Origin of the sequence: Halomonas sp. 1513 (assembly GCA_001971685.1) — a bacterium.
Taxonomy (GTDB): Bacteria; Pseudomonadota; Gammaproteobacteria; order Pseudomonadales; family Halomonadaceae; genus Franzmannia.
This window is the reverse complement of record CP019326.1, coordinates 3,273,142-3,288,367: the sequence shown is the minus strand read 5'-3', so window position 1 is coordinate 3,288,367 and position 15,226 is coordinate 3,273,142. Positions and strand designations below refer to the sequence as shown.

At 64.2% G+C, this 15,226-nt stretch carries 15 protein-coding genes; 5 read left to right on the top strand and 10 right to left on the bottom strand.

Annotation, left to right across the window (positions count from 1 at the left end; genetic code table 11):
- Position 1 precedes the first annotated feature (1 nt).
- The 9 genes from BWR19_14900 to BWR19_14860 form a co-directional block, all read right to left on the bottom strand.
- Positions 2-1,216, bottom strand: coding sequence for a hypothetical protein (locus BWR19_14900; GenBank protein ID APX94120.1), 1,215 nt, complete (start codon positions 1,214-1,216; stop codon positions 2-4).
- 81 nt (positions 1,217-1,297) lie between these two features.
- On the bottom strand, positions 1,298-1,864 hold the full coding sequence (locus BWR19_14895) for a gamma-glutamylcyclotransferase (GenBank protein APX94119.1): 567 nt from the start codon (positions 1,862-1,864) through the stop codon (positions 1,298-1,300).
- The gene (locus BWR19_14890; GenBank protein ID APX94118.1) at positions 1,861-2,763 is read right to left on the bottom strand and encodes an EamA family transporter; all 903 of its coding nucleotides are present in this window, start codon (positions 2,761-2,763) and stop codon (positions 1,861-1,863) included. Before BWR19_14890 ends, BWR19_14895 begins: the two co-directional genes overlap by 4 nt.
- Before the next feature lie 109 nt (positions 2,764-2,872).
- Positions 2,873-3,139, bottom strand: a complete 267-nt coding sequence (locus tag BWR19_14885; GenBank protein APX94117.1) for a hypothetical protein — start codon at positions 3,137-3,139, stop codon at positions 2,873-2,875.
- Between the two features lie 38 nt (positions 3,140-3,177).
- Positions 3,178-4,827 carry a BCCT transporter gene (locus BWR19_14880; GenBank protein ID APX94116.1) on the bottom strand — a complete coding sequence of 550 codons (1,650 nt, stop codon included), beginning with the start codon at positions 4,825-4,827 and terminating at the stop codon, positions 3,178-3,180.
- A 180-nt stretch (positions 4,828-5,007) separates the two neighbouring features.
- Positions 5,008-5,409 (bottom strand): hypothetical protein, encoded by a 402-nt coding sequence (locus BWR19_14875; protein APX94115.1) that lies wholly within the window; start codon positions 5,407-5,409, stop codon positions 5,008-5,010.
- Between the two features lie 169 nt (positions 5,410-5,578).
- Entirely contained in the window at positions 5,579-6,829 is a 1,251-nt protein-coding gene (locus BWR19_14870; protein ID APX94114.1) for a glycolate oxidase iron-sulfur subunit, read from the bottom strand.
- The gene (locus BWR19_14865) at positions 6,830-7,903 is read right to left on the bottom strand and encodes a glycolate oxidase subunit GlcE (protein ID APX94113.1); all 1,074 of its coding nucleotides are present in this window, start codon (positions 7,901-7,903) and stop codon (positions 6,830-6,832) included.
- A gap of 9 nt (positions 7,904-7,912) precedes the next feature.
- Positions 7,913-9,412 carry a glycolate oxidase subunit GlcD gene (locus BWR19_14860; GenBank protein ID APX94112.1) on the bottom strand — a complete coding sequence of 500 codons (1,500 nt, stop codon included), beginning with the start codon at positions 9,410-9,412 and terminating at the stop codon, positions 7,913-7,915.
- Between the two features lie 180 nt (positions 9,413-9,592).
- Between BWR19_14860 and BWR19_14855 the strand changes: the two genes are divergently transcribed.
- A complete protein-coding gene (locus tag BWR19_14855) occupies positions 9,593-10,372 on the top strand; it encodes a transcriptional regulator GlcC (protein ID APX94111.1) in 780 nt (259 codons plus the stop codon).
- 3 nt (positions 10,373-10,375) lie between these two features.
- On the opposite strand, the gene BWR19_14850 is transcribed toward BWR19_14855, so the two are convergent.
- A complete protein-coding gene (locus BWR19_14850; protein APX94110.1) occupies positions 10,376-11,059 on the bottom strand; it encodes a GntR family transcriptional regulator in 684 nt (227 codons plus the stop codon).
- A 380-nt stretch (positions 11,060-11,439) separates the two neighbouring features.
- Here BWR19_14850 and BWR19_14845 point away from each other — a divergent pair, with 380 nt between their 5' ends.
- The 4 genes from BWR19_14845 to BWR19_14830 all read left to right on the top strand — a co-directional run bounded on the left by BWR19_14845 (position 11,440) and on the right by BWR19_14830 (position 15,219).
- Complete coding sequence (locus BWR19_14845) at positions 11,440-12,417, top strand: C4-dicarboxylate ABC transporter (protein ID APX94109.1); 978 nt, start codon at positions 11,440-11,442, stop codon at positions 12,415-12,417.
- A gap of 83 nt (positions 12,418-12,500) precedes the next feature.
- Positions 12,501-13,088: a C4-dicarboxylate ABC transporter permease gene (locus tag BWR19_14840; GenBank protein APX94108.1), complete on the top strand. Its 588-nt coding sequence runs from the start codon at positions 12,501-12,503 to the stop codon at positions 13,086-13,088.
- Positions 13,085-14,368 (top strand): C4-dicarboxylate ABC transporter permease, encoded by a 1,284-nt coding sequence (locus BWR19_14835; GenBank protein ID APX94107.1) that lies wholly within the window; start codon positions 13,085-13,087, stop codon positions 14,366-14,368. Before BWR19_14840 ends, BWR19_14835 begins: the two co-directional genes overlap by 4 nt.
- Before the next feature lie 65 nt (positions 14,369-14,433).
- The gene (locus tag BWR19_14830; GenBank protein APX94106.1) at positions 14,434-15,219 is read left to right on the top strand and encodes an enoyl-CoA hydratase; all 786 of its coding nucleotides are present in this window, start codon (positions 14,434-14,436) and stop codon (positions 15,217-15,219) included.
- Positions 15,220-15,226: the final 7 nt, after the last annotated feature.

Below are 15,226 nucleotides of genomic sequence, written 5' to 3'. Positions count from 1 at the left end.
GCTAGACGCACACTGGCCCGCCCTCCAGCGGCGCCAGTACGCTGCGATTGCGGCCTGCGCCCTTGGCTTGGTAAAGGGCTTCATCGGCACGCCGGAGCAGGGCGGGTGGCGCCATGCCTTCGGCCGGCTGCGTTACCGCAGCCCCGATGCTGACCGTCACCATCGGGGCGTGAGGGGCACCTTCATTGGGCAGACCCAGCGCCTCGATGCCCTGGCGGATACGCTCGGCGGCCCGGTAGGCCGACGCGGCAGAAGCGTTGAGTAACAATACGACGAATTCTTCACCGCCAAAGCGCACCACCAGATCGTCTTCATGTCGCACATGTTGCTGTATTTCCAGCGCAACATGGCGAAGGCAGTGATCCCCTTGAAGGTGCCCGTAGTGGTCGTTGTAGTTCTTGAAGTAGTCAATATCGATGACCAGTATGCCGAGCATGGTCTGTCTGGCGATGGCGTCTTCCCAGTGCTGTGCAAGCACGCTGTCGAAATGGCGGCGGTTCGCGACACCGGTTAGCGGGTCGGTGGCCGATATCTTGGTCAGAGCCTGGTTGTCCTCTAACGCGACCTGGTTCCTCAGACGCTCGCGCAGCAGCAGCAAGTAGGATTTTCGCTCGCTGGACTCCAGGCGGAAATTGGCGAGCAGAGTGAAGACGACATTGGCAGTGAAGAGGACCAGGGTGTAGACCTTGATTTCGAACGCCATGGGTTGGTAGAGCACCACGAAGACCGCCATCATGAGGGTGCAGATTAGCGAGGTGGCAGCAGCAAATGCGAAGCGTAGTGAAAAGATGACGTTACTCACCAGCGGAATCAGCCCGAAGGCAAAGGTGTCGAGAAAGGAGTAGGGCGCTTTCGAAATGAAAAAGATCACGTTGGAGATCAGCATCGTCGAAATGACCGCGGCCGACATCATCGCCTCGCGCACGGCCGGTGCCAGGTTGCGGCTCACGCAGTAGAGGGCCGTAAGTCCCAGCGGAGTGATCAGCCCCAAACGAAGCCAGGCGGCAGTGCCCAGAATCTCGGGGCGAAAAATATAGTCGTTAAGGAGGAAGAGATCGTAGATGACCAGCGCCACGATGCCTGCCAGGACTAGATGCCGACAGCGACGTGGCGATGTGTCCGTTTCAAAGCGTGCCTCAACCGCTGGGCTGAAGCGCAGGCGATACCAGGGCTTGATCAACTCCGATTCGACCTTGGTGAGCAAGGCCTGTGGCATGGCGGTTTCCCCTCATACAGATGGCACCGGTTTCTCAGGCACTGTGCTCTACCGAGGCTATCGGCTTACGCGGCGTTAACTTTACGATTTATTCGAACGCACGCTCTCCGCGAGCGCAAATACATGCGGATCGTCGGCGCCGAGAGCTTCCAGGGCGGTGGCGAGGTTGAGCAGGTAGTCGCGGTTGGCGCCGCTGGGGCCATGGGCGGCGGCGATCTGGCGAGCGATTGACTCGAGGGAGGCGTCGCCGAGAAAGGCGGCGTTGTCCTCGGTGGCGAGGTAGAGCAGGCCGTCGGCGTGGCTGCCGTCGGCGAAGTGCATCAGGGTGGTCTCGCGCAGGTAGCCGTTCTTCTCGCGGATATCCAGCCCGTGCAGCACTTCACCGCTGATGCGGTAGGCCATGCCATGGCAGAGCGCACCGGGCTGGCGTATCAGCGTGACCACGCGGCCGGGTGCCTGTGGGGTGCCTCGGTGGTCATGTGATGCCTGCCAGAAGCGTCGTACCCAGCCCTCGATATGCGCGGGACGGCGCTCGAGGTAGGCAAATTCCGCCTTCCAGATCAGTGAGCCGTAGCCGAACAGCCATAGCTTGGCGTCGTCGTCGACGGGCATGCGCTGGCGGTTGATCAGGGTGGTGTCGAGGCTCATGGCTGGCTCTGGCGTTGGCGCTGTAACAGCGGCTGGGTGAGGGTCTGGGCCATGATCACGCCGATCAGGGTCAGGCCGCCGCCGAGCAGGTGCCAGCCGGCCAGGCGCTCACCGAGGAACAGCATGGCGATGATGGCGCTGAACAGCGGCATCAGGTTGAGGAAGATACTGGCCTTGCTGGCGCCGATCTGGCGTACCGCACGCATCCACAGGAAGGTGGTGATGATCGAGGCGGGGATGCCGGCGTAGGCGATCAGCCAGACGTTGCCGCCATCCACCGGTGTCATCGGCCCGAGCAGGTAGCCGGGCAGCAGCAGCAGGGTGGCGAAGACCGCCTGCACGTAGAGCATCACCCAGGGCGGTAGATCCATCTGCCAGCGCTTTAGCATCACGCCGTAGGTGGCGTAGCAGCTGGCGGCGACTACCATCAGCGCGTCGCCCGGCGAGACGTCGAGCACCAGCAGCGACAGCGGGTCGCCGCGGCCGAGCAGCACCGCCACCCCGCACAGCGCCACCAGCCCGCCGGCCACGCCGCCGAGGCTGGGTGGCTCGCGCAGAATCAGCGCGCTGAGCAGGACCGTGAGCAGCGGTACGGTGGCGGCAAGAATGCCCATGTTGGTGGCCGAGGTGGTCTCGGCGGCAACGTAGGCCAGCCCCTGCCACATCGCCATGCCCAGCAGGCCGAGGAAGGCCAGCTTGGGCCATTCGCGCTTGAGCGCCTGACGATGGCGCCACACCGCCGGCAGCACAAAGGGCGTCAACACCGACAGTGCCAGCACCCAGCGTAGAAAGGCGATGCTGCTCGGCGCGATGGCGCCCACGGTGAGCTGGTTGATGGTCATATTGCCCGACCAGATCAGCACGGCACCCAGCGGGGCGAGGAAATAGAGCAGCGGCATGGCGACCTCTTGGACAAAGCAGAGCCCCGCTGGGAACGGGGCTCTGGAGGGGTGTCATCATATCGTGCTGAGAGGTGGCTGCAAGCCATGGCAGGGCCGGTGACCGGCGTCAGCGCAGCTGACTGTCCTTGCTGCCGCGACGGTTGTAGCCACTGTAGGACGTCTGCTGCTTGTCGCGTTCGCTCTGGCAGGCGATGCACAGGCGCACGCCCTTGATCGCTTCGCGGCGCGCCTGAGGAATCTCGTCGCCGCACTCCTCACAGTGGCGCAGGCTCTCGCCGCTGGGAAGCTGGCTGCGTACCCGCTGCAGCGCATCTTCCACCGTACTCTCAATCTGCTCCTGCTCGGCACCATCGCGTGACCAGCCGCCTGCCATGGATCGCCTCCTTCCGTGCTCGTTGGCTTATCTAGCCCTCAAGAGGGTTTTTGGCGCAGTTGGCGAAGCTCGCCATTCAGCGCCTTGATAATGGTATAGCACATCAGCAGCATCACCACGGAGAACGGAATCGCCGTCGCCGTCACCCCGGCCTGTAGCGCCGAGAGCCCGCCGCCGATCAGCAGCACGATGGCGATGAAGCCCTCCACTGTGGCCCAGAACATGCGCTGGGGACGCGGCGCATCGATCTTGCCGCCGGCGGTGATGGTATCGATCACCAGCGAGCCGGAGTCCGACGAGGTGATGAAGAAGATCAGCGCCAGCACGATGGCCAGGGTCGACATCAGGCCGGTCAGCGGCAGCTCGTTGAGCATGCCGAACAGCGACAGCTCGGGGCTGTAGGTGTCGATCACGTACTCCTTGACCAGGCTGGTGTCGGGGCTGGCGTAGAGCTGATCCAGTGCGGTGGCCCCGAACACCCCCATCCAGACGAAGATGAACAGGCTGGGTATCAGCAGCACGCAGATCACGAATTCACGAATCGTGCGTCCCCGCGAGACCCGGGCGATGAACATGCCGACGAACGGCGCCCAGCTGATCCACCAGGCCCAGTAGAAGATGGTCCAGGCCTGGCGGTAGGCGTCGTCATCACGGCCGAAGGGCGCCGATAGCGGGGCGAGCTCCCTTACGTAGGTGGTGAGGCCGGTAAAGAAGCCGCTCAGGGCGACCAGCGTGGGGCCGGCGAACAGCACGAAGAAGAAGAACAGCACCGCCAGCACCATGTTGATTTCGGAGAGTTTCTTGACGCCGCCCTCGAGCCCGCGCCACACCGAGACCAGGGCGGCGGCGGTCACCAGCAGGATGATGATGACCTGGGTGGTGGTCGTGACCTCGAGGCCAAATACGAAATTCATGCCCGCATTGGCCTGCTGGGCACCCAGCCCCAGCGACGTCGCCAGGCCGAACAGGGTGGAAAACACCGCCAGGATATCGATGGCGTGACCCCACCAGCCCCATACGCGGTCGCCGAGGATGGGAAAGAAGGCCGAGCGAATCGAGAACGGCAGGCCCTTGTTGTAGGTGAAGATGGCCAGAGCCAGCGCCATCACCACGTAGACGGCCCAGCCGTGGATGCCCCAGTGCAGGTAGGTGCCGGCAAGGCCCATGGCGGTGGCGCCGGGAATCGCCTCCGGGTCGAGCGCGCCGTCGTCGCCAAACGGCGAGGGAATGCCCAGCGGCAAGGAGACGTTGGCATGATAGACCGGCTCCAGCACCCCGAAGAACAGCAGCCCGATACCGATACCGGCGGCGAACAGCATCGAGAACCACGACAGGTAGTTGAAGTCCGGCCGCGCATCCGGCCCACCTAGTCGGATCGACCCGTAGGGCAGCACCACCAGCGCCACGCAGAACAGGATGAAGAAATCCACCACCAGCATGAAATACCAGTCCAGGGTGCCGGTGGAGAAGCCGACGATGGACTGGAAGATGCCGCCGGCTCGTTCGGGGAACAGCAGGGTGAGGAGAATGAAGACCACCGAGGCGAGTGCCGATACGGCGAAGACGCGGTTGTGGATATCGAAGCCGATGGGGCCGAGGCTCCCTTCGAGATTGTCCTGGCCAACGACGTAATCCGTCTGCATGTCGCTGGACTCGGCATGCGACGAGGGGTCACCCGGGGAGCTCATAGATCATCTCCTTGTATTATTCGATACAAGGATGGTGCGGCTTTTTGCCCGGCAGTCATAGTGCCGGTCAGGTAAGTATGCTTAGCATGCGCGGGGGCTTTGCCGTCAAAGCGGCTTAGGGGGCGGCTTGGAGTGCTGGAAGCGGGTGGTGCCCGCCGCCGTGGCGGGCACCCGTCGCGCTCAGCCGATCGCGGCTACGCCGGCCTTGGCGACCTGGATGTCCTGGTCGGGCTTGACGCCGGAGATGCCAACAGTGCCGACCATCTGGCCGTCGACCAGCACCGGTACGCCACCGCCGAGCAGGGCCTTCATCGGCGCCGACAGGAAGGCGGTGCGGCCGTTGTTGATCATCTCTTCGAACAGCTGGGTCTCGCGTGCGCCATAGGCCGAGGTGCGGGCCTTCTCGATGGCGGCTTCGATGCTGAACAGCGGCGCACCGTCGAGGCGACGCAGGCCGAGAGGATGGCCGCCATCATCGGCCACGGCGATGGTCACTGCCCAGCCGTTGGCGTCGGCTTCCTGCTGGGCGGCATCGAGGATGGCGTTAACGTCGGTCAGGGTGAGTACGGATTTGGTTTTCATGTTGGGCTCCTTGGTGAGCGGTTGATGCTGGCGATGAGCTTCACCGAGGGCAAGCCTTCACGAGGGCGCTGTGAACCCATCCCTGGGAGCTACTTTTGCCATCCATGGCAAAAGACCCTCGTTCCAGCTTGCCCTCGGCGCTCATCTCATGGGTATTCGGAAATGCTATCTAAGCGCTTCTCTTGGCAGGCTTTAACGCCTCATCGACGATCTCGATCCAGTGGCGGACCGGGGTGCGTCCGGCGCCGGCGAGGTGCGTCTGGCAGCCTATATTGGCGGTGACGATGGTCTCCGGCTTGCCGGCTTCCAGGGCGTCGAGCTTGTTGTCGCGCAGCTCGGTGGCAAGCTCGGGCTGGGTGATCGAGTAGGTGCCCGCCGAGCCGCAGCACAGGTGAGCGTCGGCCACCGGGGTGAGTGCGAAGCCGAGCCGGGTGAGCACGCCCTCCACCGCACCGCCGAGCTTCTGCGCATGCTGCAGGGTGCAGGGGCAGTGGAAGGCCAGCTTGCGGGTTTCGCTGACCGCCAGGTCGTCAAGCTTCTCGTCGCGCAATATCTCGACCAGGTCCTTGGCCAGAGCACTGACGCGCTTGGCTTTCTCGGCGTAGGCCGGGTCGTCGGCGAGCATCTCGCCGTACTCCTTGACGAAGGCGCCGCAGCCGCTGGCCGTCTGGACGATGGCCTCGCAGCCGGCCTCGATATGTGGCCACCAGGCGTCGATATTGGCACGCATGCGTGCACGGCCATCGTCCTGGGCGTTGAGATGGAAGTCGATGGCGCCGCAGCAACCGGCCTCGCTGACCGGCGTCAGGCTGATCCCCAGACGATCCAGCACCCGCGCGGTGGCGGCATTGGTGTTGGGTGATAGCCCCGGTTGCACGCAGCCTTCGAGGATCAGCATCTGGCGGGCATGAGCACGAGAGTCGGGGCGCTGGCCGGCGTCCACCGGCGCCGGCGGCATCTTGCTGCGCAGCGCGCCGGGCACCAGCGGCTTGAAGGTCTGGCCGAGTTTGAGCAGCGCCTGGAAGCGCTTGGGCTCGACCAGCATCTTGCGCAGGGCGTAGCGCTGGGCGCGCTCGCCGGTGCTGCGCGGCACCCGGCGCTCGATCTCGGCGCGGCCGATGTCGAGCAGCTTGTGGTATTCGACGCCGGACGGGCAGGTGGTCTCGCAGTTGCGACAGGTCAGGCAGCGGTCGAGGTGCAGTCGGGTCTCGGCGGTGACCTGGTCGTCATCGTCGCGGCTCTCGAGCAGCTCCTTGATCAGGTAGATGCGCCCGCGAGGGCCGTCGCGCTCGTCGCCCAGCAGCTGGTAGGTGGGGCAGGTGGCGTTGCAGAAGCCGCAGTGCACGCAGCTGCGCAGCACGCGGTCGGCTTCCTTGATGTGCGGTTTTTCGAGGTCCTCGGGGGTAAAGTGCGTCTGCATTCAGACCTCCGCGTAGAGTCGGCCGGGGTTGAAGATCCCGTTGGGGTCGAGCTCGGCCTTGAGGTTGCGATGGTACTTGGCCACCACCGGCGCCAGCGGGGTGAACGGCTCGGCAACGCCCGGCGTATAGCAGGTGGCGTGGCCGCCGGCGCGGGCGCAGGCCTCGCGTATGTCGGCGCCGGCGGCGTCGCTCTTCAGCCAGCGCTGGGCGCCGGCCCAGTCGTAGAGCACCTCGCCGTCCAGCGCCAGCGGCGGGGTATTGTTGGGTAGCGATAGCCGCCACAGCGGGCGCTGGTCGGCGCAGAAGAAGGCCAGGCGCAGCTCGCGCAGCTCTTCCCAGTAGCCGGCGTCGAGGCTGTCGCCGCCGAGGCGCTCACGGGTTGCTGCCACCGAGCTTACGCCGCCCTCGAGACGCAGGTACAGGGCGCCGTCGTGGTAGCTGGCTGCAGACAGCGGCAGCGGCTGGCGGCCCCATTCGGCGAGCTTGTTCAGCGCCGCGTCGAGGGGCAGCTCGAGGCGCAGGCTGTGACTGGCGGCGGGCTTGGGCAGCACCTTCAACGAGACCTCGGTGAGCAGGCCCAGGGTGCCCTGGGCGCCGACCATCAGCCGCGACAGGTCGTAGCCGGCGACGTTCTTCATGACCTCGCCGCCGAAGCGTAGCTGCTTGCCCTCGTGAGTGATCACTCGGGTGCCGAGCACCAGGTCGCGCACGCTGCCGGCCCAGGGGCGGCGCGGCCCGGACAGCCCGCAGGCGATCATGCCGCCGACCGTGGCGCTAGCGCCGAAGTGGGGCGGTTCACAGGGCAGGCGCTGACCCTCGGCGTCGAGCGCTGCTTCAAGCTCGGCCAGAGGGGTGCCGGCGCGCACCGAGACGATCAGCTCGACGGGGTCGTAGTGGCTGATGCCGCGGTGCTCGCGGGTCGACAGCTCAGTGCCGTCTACTGCACGGCCGTAGAACGCCTTGGTGTTACCACCGACGATGCGCAGCGGCGTCTTGTCGCGGTCGGCCTGGCGCACCTGCTCGCAGAGCGCCTCGCTGATGTCGTGGTCTTGCAGAGAATCGGTATCCGCCATGGGGGCTCCTCAGAAACGCGGCAGCTCGGGGTGCGGCAGTTCATTGTTATGCACATGCATGGCGCCGAACTCGGCACAGCGCGCAAGCGTGGGAATGTTCTTGCCCGGATTGAGCAGGCGGGTCGGGTCGAAGGCCGCCTTGACCGCATGGAAGGTGGTGATCTCGTCGGGCTGGAACTGGGCGCACATCTGGTTGATCTTCTCGCGGCCGACGCCGTGCTCGCCGGTGATCGAGCCGCCGGCTGCAACGCACAGCTCGAGGATCTTGCCGCCCACGTCCTCGGCCAGCTCCAGTTCACCGGGCTGGTTGGCATCGAACAGGATCAGCGGGTGCATGTTGCCGTCGCCGGCGTGGAAGACGTTGGCCACGCGCAGGCCGGACTCCTCGGAGAGCGCGGCGATGCCCTTGAGCACCCGCGGCAGCTCGCGGCGGGGGATGGTGCCATCCATGCAGTAGTAGTCCGGCGACATGCGGCCCACGGCAGGGAAGGCGTTCTTGCGACCGGCCCAGAACTTGGCGCGTTCGGCGTCGTCGCGCGCGAGGCTGATGGCGGTGGCGCCGGCCTCGCGCAGGACGCCTTTTACCGTCTCGCAGTCGTCGTCGACGTCGGCTTCGACGCCGTCGAGCTCGCACAGCAGGATCGCTTCGGCTTCCACCGGGTAGCCGGCCTTGACGAAATCCTCGGCGGCCTGGATGGCCAACTTGTCCATCATCTCCAGCCCGCCGGGGATGATGCCCGCGGCGATGATGTCGCCCACCGCCTTGCCGGCCTTTTCGACGTCGTCGAAGCTGGCCATCAGCACCTTGGCGCTCTCCGGCTTGGGCAGCAGCTTGACGGTCACCTCGGTGACCACGCCAAGCATGCCCTCGGAGCCGGTGAACAGCGCCAGCAGATCGAAGCCGGGGGCATCGAAGGCCTCGCTGCCCAGCGTCATGCGCTCGCCTTCGATGGTCATCACCTCGACCTTGAGCACGTTGTGCACGGTCAGCCCGTACTTCAGGCAGTGCACGCCGCCGGCGTTCTCGGCAACGTTGCCGCCGATCGAGCAGGCGATCTGCGACGAGGGGTCCGGCGCGTAATAGAGGCCGTAGGGCGCCGCGGCCTCGGAGATGGCCAGGTTGCGCACCCCGGGCTGAATACGCGCCACGCGGGCATCGGGGTCGATCTCGAGAATCTGCTTGAAGCGCGACATCACCAGCAGCACGCCCTGCTCCAGCGGCAGGGCACCGCCGGAGAGGCCGGTACCGGCGCCGCGGGTGACCACCGGCACGCCTGCGGCGTGGCAGGTCTTGAGCAGCGTTTCGATCTGATCGAGGCTGTCGGGCAGCGCGACCAGCATCGGCAGCACCCGATAGGCGGAGAGACCGTCACACTCGAAGGGGCGCAGGTCCTCCTCGCGGTGCAGCAGGGTCATGCCGGGCACCGCCTCGCTGATGCGGGCCAGCACGTCGGCCTTGTCGTTGTGCGGCAGCTCGCCGTCCAGCGCCGCGTCGTAAAGAATGTTCATGGTGACTCCCCAGCTTGCGCATCTGTCAGTGGTCAATCTGTGCCCTGAGCGTCGCCTTGTCCAGCCTGTGGTGTAGTGGTCTGACCAGACATTGGTCTATATTGTGGAAATGCTTTCCAATCTACATCCTGACTGACCATGAGGCTAGTTCCGTAGCCAAGCTGATGCGAGGAGCCCGCAATGCCTTTCACGCCCGATGAGCGCCTGGCCGGTATGCGCACCGCAGACGGCGTCGCAGCAACGCTTGAACAGCTGATTCTCGACGGGGTGTTCCACCCTGGCCAGCTGCTGCCTTCCGAGCGGCGGCTATGCGACAAGCTGGGCGTGTCACGCTCCTCGCTACGTGAGGGGCTGCGCGCACTGCGCAGCAAGGGCGTCATCGAGACCCGCCACGGGCGCGGCTCCAGCGTGGCGCAGCTGGTGCCGCAGCGGGACGATAACCCGCTGATGCACCTGTTCAAGAGCCAGCCGCGCACGCTGTTCGACCTGCTCGAGGTGCGCGCACTGCTGGAGGGCGAGTCGGCGTTTCTGGCCGCCAGTCGCGGCACGCCTGCCGATCGGGTGCTGATCACCCGCCGCTACCAGGAGATGGCCAGCTACGTGGTGGAGGCCGAGAACATCGATGTCGAGCGACTGGCGCGCCTCGATCACGCCTTTCACCTGGCGATCTGTCAGGCCTCGCACAACCCGGTGCTGGTGCACACTCTGCAGAGCCTCACCGACCTGCTGTTGAGCTCGGTATTTGCCTCGGTGAAGAACCTCTACCACCGCGCAGAGCCGCGCGAGATGATCAACCGCCAACACGCCAGGCTTCACGAGGCGGTGGTGCAGGGCAAGCCGACGCTGGCCAAGCGGGTGGCGCTGGAGCATCTCAACAGCATTGGCGAGCGGCTGCGCGAGATCGAGGTCGAGACCCAGCGGCTGGAGCGCTCGGCGATGCGTCTGGAGGGGTGGGAGTAAGCGTCAGCCGTTGGCGGCCCCGATCAGCTCGTCATCTTCGATGACTCCTGCCAGGGTTACCACTTCCAGCTTGTGGCATAGGTGGTCGCGCAGGATCTGGCCAAGGCGTTTTCCGTCCCTGGCTTTAAGCGCCACGATCATCATCTCATGGTCGTTGACCGCCTGGCGCCAGAAAGCCTCGGTCATCTTCTTGGAGTAGCGGACCCGCTTCACCCGGTGGCTGAGGTTGTTGTACATCTCCTCCAGCACCTCATTGTTGGCCGCGGCCAGGATGCTCTCGTGAATCTGGCGGTTGACCGCGAAATAGGGCTGCATCTCGCGCTTGCGGTAGTGTTCCAACATCTGCTCATGCAGCTGGCAGATGGCGGCGATGCCGTCATCGTTGATTTGCTGGCAGGCCAGTTCGCCGGATAACCCCTCCAGTGCCCCCATCAGGTCATAGGTGTCCTTGACCATCTTGACGGTCAATTGCATGACCCGCGCGCCGCGGTTAGGCAATAGCTCGACCAGCCCTTCCGACGCCAGCACCTTGAGCGCCTCGCGCAGTGGCGTGCGCGACACCCCGAACGTCTCGCACAGCTGCTTTTCCGAAATGCGCTCACCGGGCGTCAGCTGGCCATGCTCGATCAGCTTGCGTGTACGGTCGGCGACTTCCCGGTAGAGGTTGCGATGTTGAATCTTGCTCATGATCAAGTTCCTTGTTCACGCCCGGCCATGTGTCTGGATGTCCCTGTCAGGATGCCGCTATGCGTATGCCCAACGTATATGTTGGCGAGATTGACGGCATAGTGCAAAAGGTATTATGAATTCATTATTACGGCAAATGGGCGATTCGCTCTGACCCGTACCGGGATGGTGCCAGCACATGCGACCAATGGATGCTTGACACCATTCGAACGCCACGTCTAGCTTGATCATCAGGCTTTGAATAAAGAATTCATTTTATCGGAGCCTGATAGGAATCATCGACAAGCAGGCTGCTGAGCAAGACGCGCAACGACCACAACAACTGCGCAGCGCCTCTGCCCAAGTATCGTGCCAAGACTAAAACAAAGAGGTAACACGCCATGCTATTCCCCCGTGTCGCTCTCGCCACGCTCGCTATCGCGGTGGCATCCGCCTCGCTGCAAGCCCAGGCTCGTGAAATCACCTTTGGACACGTCGGCGGTCCGGACTCGCTTTTCAGCGACTCTGCCGACTACTTTGCTGAGCTCGTGAACGAGCGGCTCCCGGAACCTTACGAGGTCGTGGTATTTGGCTCCAGCCAGTTGGGCACCGACTCCGAACTGCTGCAGCGCATGCGACTAGGCACCGTCGACTTGGCGCTGCCCTCCACCATCATGTCCTCGGTGGCGGACGAGTTCGGCCTCTTCGAATTGCCGTACCTGATCCAGGATCGCGAGCACATGAAGCGGGTCGAAGAAGAGGTCTTCTGGCCGCAGCTGGCGCCGCTGGCCGAGGATAATGGCTATCGCATCCTAGCCGTCTGGGAGAACGGTTTCCGCCATATCACCAACAACCGCCGCGCCATCAACACGCCGGAAGATCTGCGTGGCGTCAAGCTGCGGGTGCCCCAGGGCGTGTGGCGGGTGAGGATGTTTGAAGAGTACGGTGCCGAACCCTCGCCGATGTCGCTCTCCGAGGTATTCATGGCACTGCAAACCGGCGTCATGGATGGCCAGGAGAACCCGCTGGCACAGATTGCCGGGCAGCGCTTCCAAGAAGTACAGGATTATCTCTCTCTCACCGGCCACGTCTATACCCCGGCCTACCTGACCGCCGGGCGCCGTTTTAATAATCTGCCCGAGGAGATTCAGGAGATCATTATCGAGGCGGCCCAGGAAACCCAGGCGTTCGTCTACGAGCACGCCGCCCAGTTGGATCAGGATCTGATTGGCGTCATCGAGGCTGCGGGAACCGAGGTGAACGAGGTCGATACCTCGGTGTTCATCGAGGCTTCGACGCCGATCTATGAAGCCTTCGCCAATGAAGTGCCCGGCTCCCAGGAGCTGATCGACCAAGTGCTGGCGCTCGGTAACGAATAGTCCATCGCTCGCGTTAGACCTCTCTCCCGCGTCCCCTAGACGGCGCGGGGGATCCAGTTCCCTACCTCAATGAGTCGAGAATCATGGGCACTCTGAACCAAATCTCTCGCATCATGGAGCGTTTGCTCGAGATCATCACGGTAGTGCTGATGGTGTCGCTGACGCTGGTGGTGCTGTATGCGGTGGTGACCCGCTACGCCTGGCGAACGCCCTCCTGGTATGACGAAGTCGCCGCCATCATGCTGGTCTGGTTGACCTACTACGCCGGGGCCCTGGCGGCGCTCAAGCGAGGACATATCGGTGTCGACGGGGTGGTCGCCGCCATGCCGGTGCATATCCGTATGCCGGTGACCTATGTCTCCGAAGCGCTGTTTATCGGCTTCTTCCTGGTGCTCGGCTGGGCTGGGCTAGTGGTCCTGGACGTGATGCAGGGCATGGCCTTGATCACTCTGCGCTGGGTACCCATGTCCTTTACCCAGTCGGTCATTCCCATCGGCGCTGGGCTATTTATCATCGCCCAACTACTCAGCATGCCGAGTCATCTGGCCAAGGTACGCGCCGGCCTGACTCAGGAAGAGGAGGAGATCCGCCACGCCATTGCCGAGGCCGAGCGTGACAATGCGCGGGCCGGCTTCACTGCGGAATCACTGACTAAGAGGGATCAGCCATGACACTGCCGTTTATGATAATTGGCTTGATCGGACTGATCCTGATGGGGCTGCCCATCGCCGTGGCGCTGGCGATCGTGGCGACGGTAGCCATCGTATCGTTTCAGGGCCTCGATATGCTGCCCAACATCGGGTTGACCATGTTCGAGGGAGCGAGCAGCTTCCCCTTGCTGGCGATTCCGATGTTCGTGCTGGCCGGTGCCATCATGAACACCGGCGGGATCTCCAAGCGCCTGATCGCCTTTGCCTCGGCGCTGTTCGGCTTTGTCCGCGGCGGGCTGGCGATGATCAATGTCGGCGTCTCGCTGTTCTTCGCCGAGATTTCAGGCTCGGCGGTGGCCGACGTGGCCGCCACCGGCTCGGTGCTGATCCCGGCCATGAAGAAGCGCGGGTACCCGGCGCCCTTCGCCGCGGCGGTCACCTCCTCCTCGGCGTCCCTGGCGATCATCATTCCGCCCTCCATCCCGATGATCCTGTATGGCGTCATGTCCGGTGCCTCCATCGTCCAGCTGTTCGTGGCCGGTATCGTGCCCGGGCTGCTCGGCGCGGGCGGTCTGGCGGCGCTGTGCTACTACTATGCGCGCAAGTACAACTGGCCGGTGGAGGAGGTGTTCCAGTGGAAGCGGGTCAAGCAGACCGCCAAGGAGGCCAGCTGGGCGCTGACCCTGCCGATCATCATCCTCGGCTCGATCTTTGGTGGTTTCGTTACTGCGACCGAAGGTGCCGGCCTGGCAGTAGCGGCCGCTATCTTCATCAGCGCGGTGATCTATCGTGAGCTGGACATGCGTACGCTCTACAAGGCGATCATCGACGGCGGCCAGCAGACCGCGGTGGTGATGCTCTTGGTGGCGGCGTCGGCCTTGATCGGGGTGTTCCTGACCGAGATGCGCATGCCCCAGCAGTTGGCCCAGGCGGTGCTCAGCCTGACCGACAACAAGTACGCGATCCTGATGATGCTGAATGTGTTCTTCCTGCTGATCGGGCTCTTCCTGCACTCGGCCGCGGCGATCATTCTGGTGGTGCCTATCGTGATGCCGCTGGTCGGTGCGGCCGGGATCGATCCGGTGCACTTCGGCCTGGTGGTCTGCCTCAACCTGGCGATTGGCCAGCAGACCCCGCCGGTGGCGAGCGTGCTGATTACCGCCTGCTCGATCGCCAAGTCGGATGTGTGGTCGGTGACGCGCTCCAACCTGGGCTTTATCAGCGTCTTGCTGGTGGTGCTCCTGATGGTCACCTATATCCCGGCGATTCCCATGGCGCTGGTCGAGTTCTTCTACCGCTAAGCCAGTATCGCTAAGCCAAGGTCCCCTCCCGGCTGGGTCGCGCCGGGAGGGGCATGGAGAGGCCTATGAACGAAGAGAGTCTGCTGTTTGAGGTGCGCGACGGCGTGGCCTGGCTGGGTTTCAATCGCCCACAGAGCCGCAACGCCATGACCTGGGAAATGTATGACGCCCTGGAGTCGCGCTGCGATCAACTGGCAACGGATGCGCAGATACACGCCGTGGTGCTGCATGGTGTTGGTGGAGAGGCCTTTGTGGCCGGCACCGATATCACCCAGTTCAGCGACTTCTCGAAGCCCGAGGATGCGATCGGCTACGAGCGTCGCATCGATCGGGTGGTTGGCAAGCTGGAGACCCTGAACAAGCCTACTATCGCGCTGATCGAGGGCGCCTGCGTCGGCGGCGGTGCAGCGCTGGCCATGGTCTGCGACTTTCGCTACTGCACGCCTAGCCTCAAGTTCGGGGTGCCGATCGCCAAGACCCTGGGCAACTGCCTGTCGATCACCAACGTCTCACGGCTGATCGACATGGTCGGCATCGCGCGGACCAAGGAGGCGCTGATGCTGGGCAAGCTGTTCAGCGCCGACGAGGCAAGCCAGGCTGGCCTCGTCAATGCCGTCATCGAGCCCGGCGCGATCCATGCCGAGGTGGCCGAGGTGGCCGCGCAGTTCTCCCGACGCGCGCCGCTTACCGTGCAGGCCAGCAAGGTACTGGTGGGGCGCGTTCAGGAGCAGCGGCGGGCTGCCCGTGACGCCGGCGATGACTGGGTTATCACCTGCTATATGAGCGATGACTTCAAGGCGGCGGTGAACAAGTTCGTCAACAAGACGCCGTTCGTGTGGACGGGCCACTAATGACAAG

Coding starts and splice junctions, on each gene's coding strand:
- BWR19_14900 (APX94120.1), bottom strand. CDS start 1,216: ATGCCACAGGCCTTGCTCACCAAGGTCGAATCGGAGTTGATCAAGCCC.
- BWR19_14895 (APX94119.1), bottom strand. CDS start 1,864: ATGAGCCTCGACACCACCCTGATCAACCGCCAGCGCATGCCCGTCGAC.
- BWR19_14890 (APX94118.1), bottom strand. CDS start 2,763: ATGCCGCTGCTCTATTTCCTCGCCCCGCTGGGTGCCGTGCTGATCTGG.
- BWR19_14885 (APX94117.1), bottom strand. CDS start 3,139: ATGGCAGGCGGCTGGTCACGCGATGGTGCCGAGCAGGAGCAGATTGAG.
- BWR19_14880 (APX94116.1), bottom strand. CDS start 4,827: ATGAGCTCCCCGGGTGACCCCTCGTCGCATGCCGAGTCCAGCGACATG.
- BWR19_14875 (APX94115.1), bottom strand. CDS start 5,409: ATGAAAACCAAATCCGTACTCACCCTGACCGACGTTAACGCCATCCTC.
- BWR19_14870 (APX94114.1), bottom strand. CDS start 6,829: ATGCAGACGCACTTTACCCCCGAGGACCTCGAAAAACCGCACATCAAG.
- BWR19_14865 (APX94113.1), bottom strand. CDS start 7,903: ATGGCGGATACCGATTCTCTGCAAGACCACGACATCAGCGAGGCGCTC.
- BWR19_14860 (APX94112.1), bottom strand. CDS start 9,412: ATGAACATTCTTTACGACGCGGCGCTGGACGGCGAGCTGCCGCACAAC.
- BWR19_14855 (APX94111.1), top strand. CDS start 9,593: ATGCCTTTCACGCCCGATGAGCGCCTGGCCGGTATGCGCACCGCAGAC.
- BWR19_14850 (APX94110.1), bottom strand. CDS start 11,059: ATGAGCAAGATTCAACATCGCAACCTCTACCGGGAAGTCGCCGACCGT.
- BWR19_14845 (APX94109.1), top strand. CDS start 11,440: ATGCTATTCCCCCGTGTCGCTCTCGCCACGCTCGCTATCGCGGTGGCA.
- BWR19_14840 (APX94108.1), top strand. CDS start 12,501: ATGGGCACTCTGAACCAAATCTCTCGCATCATGGAGCGTTTGCTCGAG.
- BWR19_14835 (APX94107.1), top strand. CDS start 13,085: ATGACACTGCCGTTTATGATAATTGGCTTGATCGGACTGATCCTGATG.
- BWR19_14830 (APX94106.1), top strand. CDS start 14,434: ATGAACGAAGAGAGTCTGCTGTTTGAGGTGCGCGACGGCGTGGCCTGG.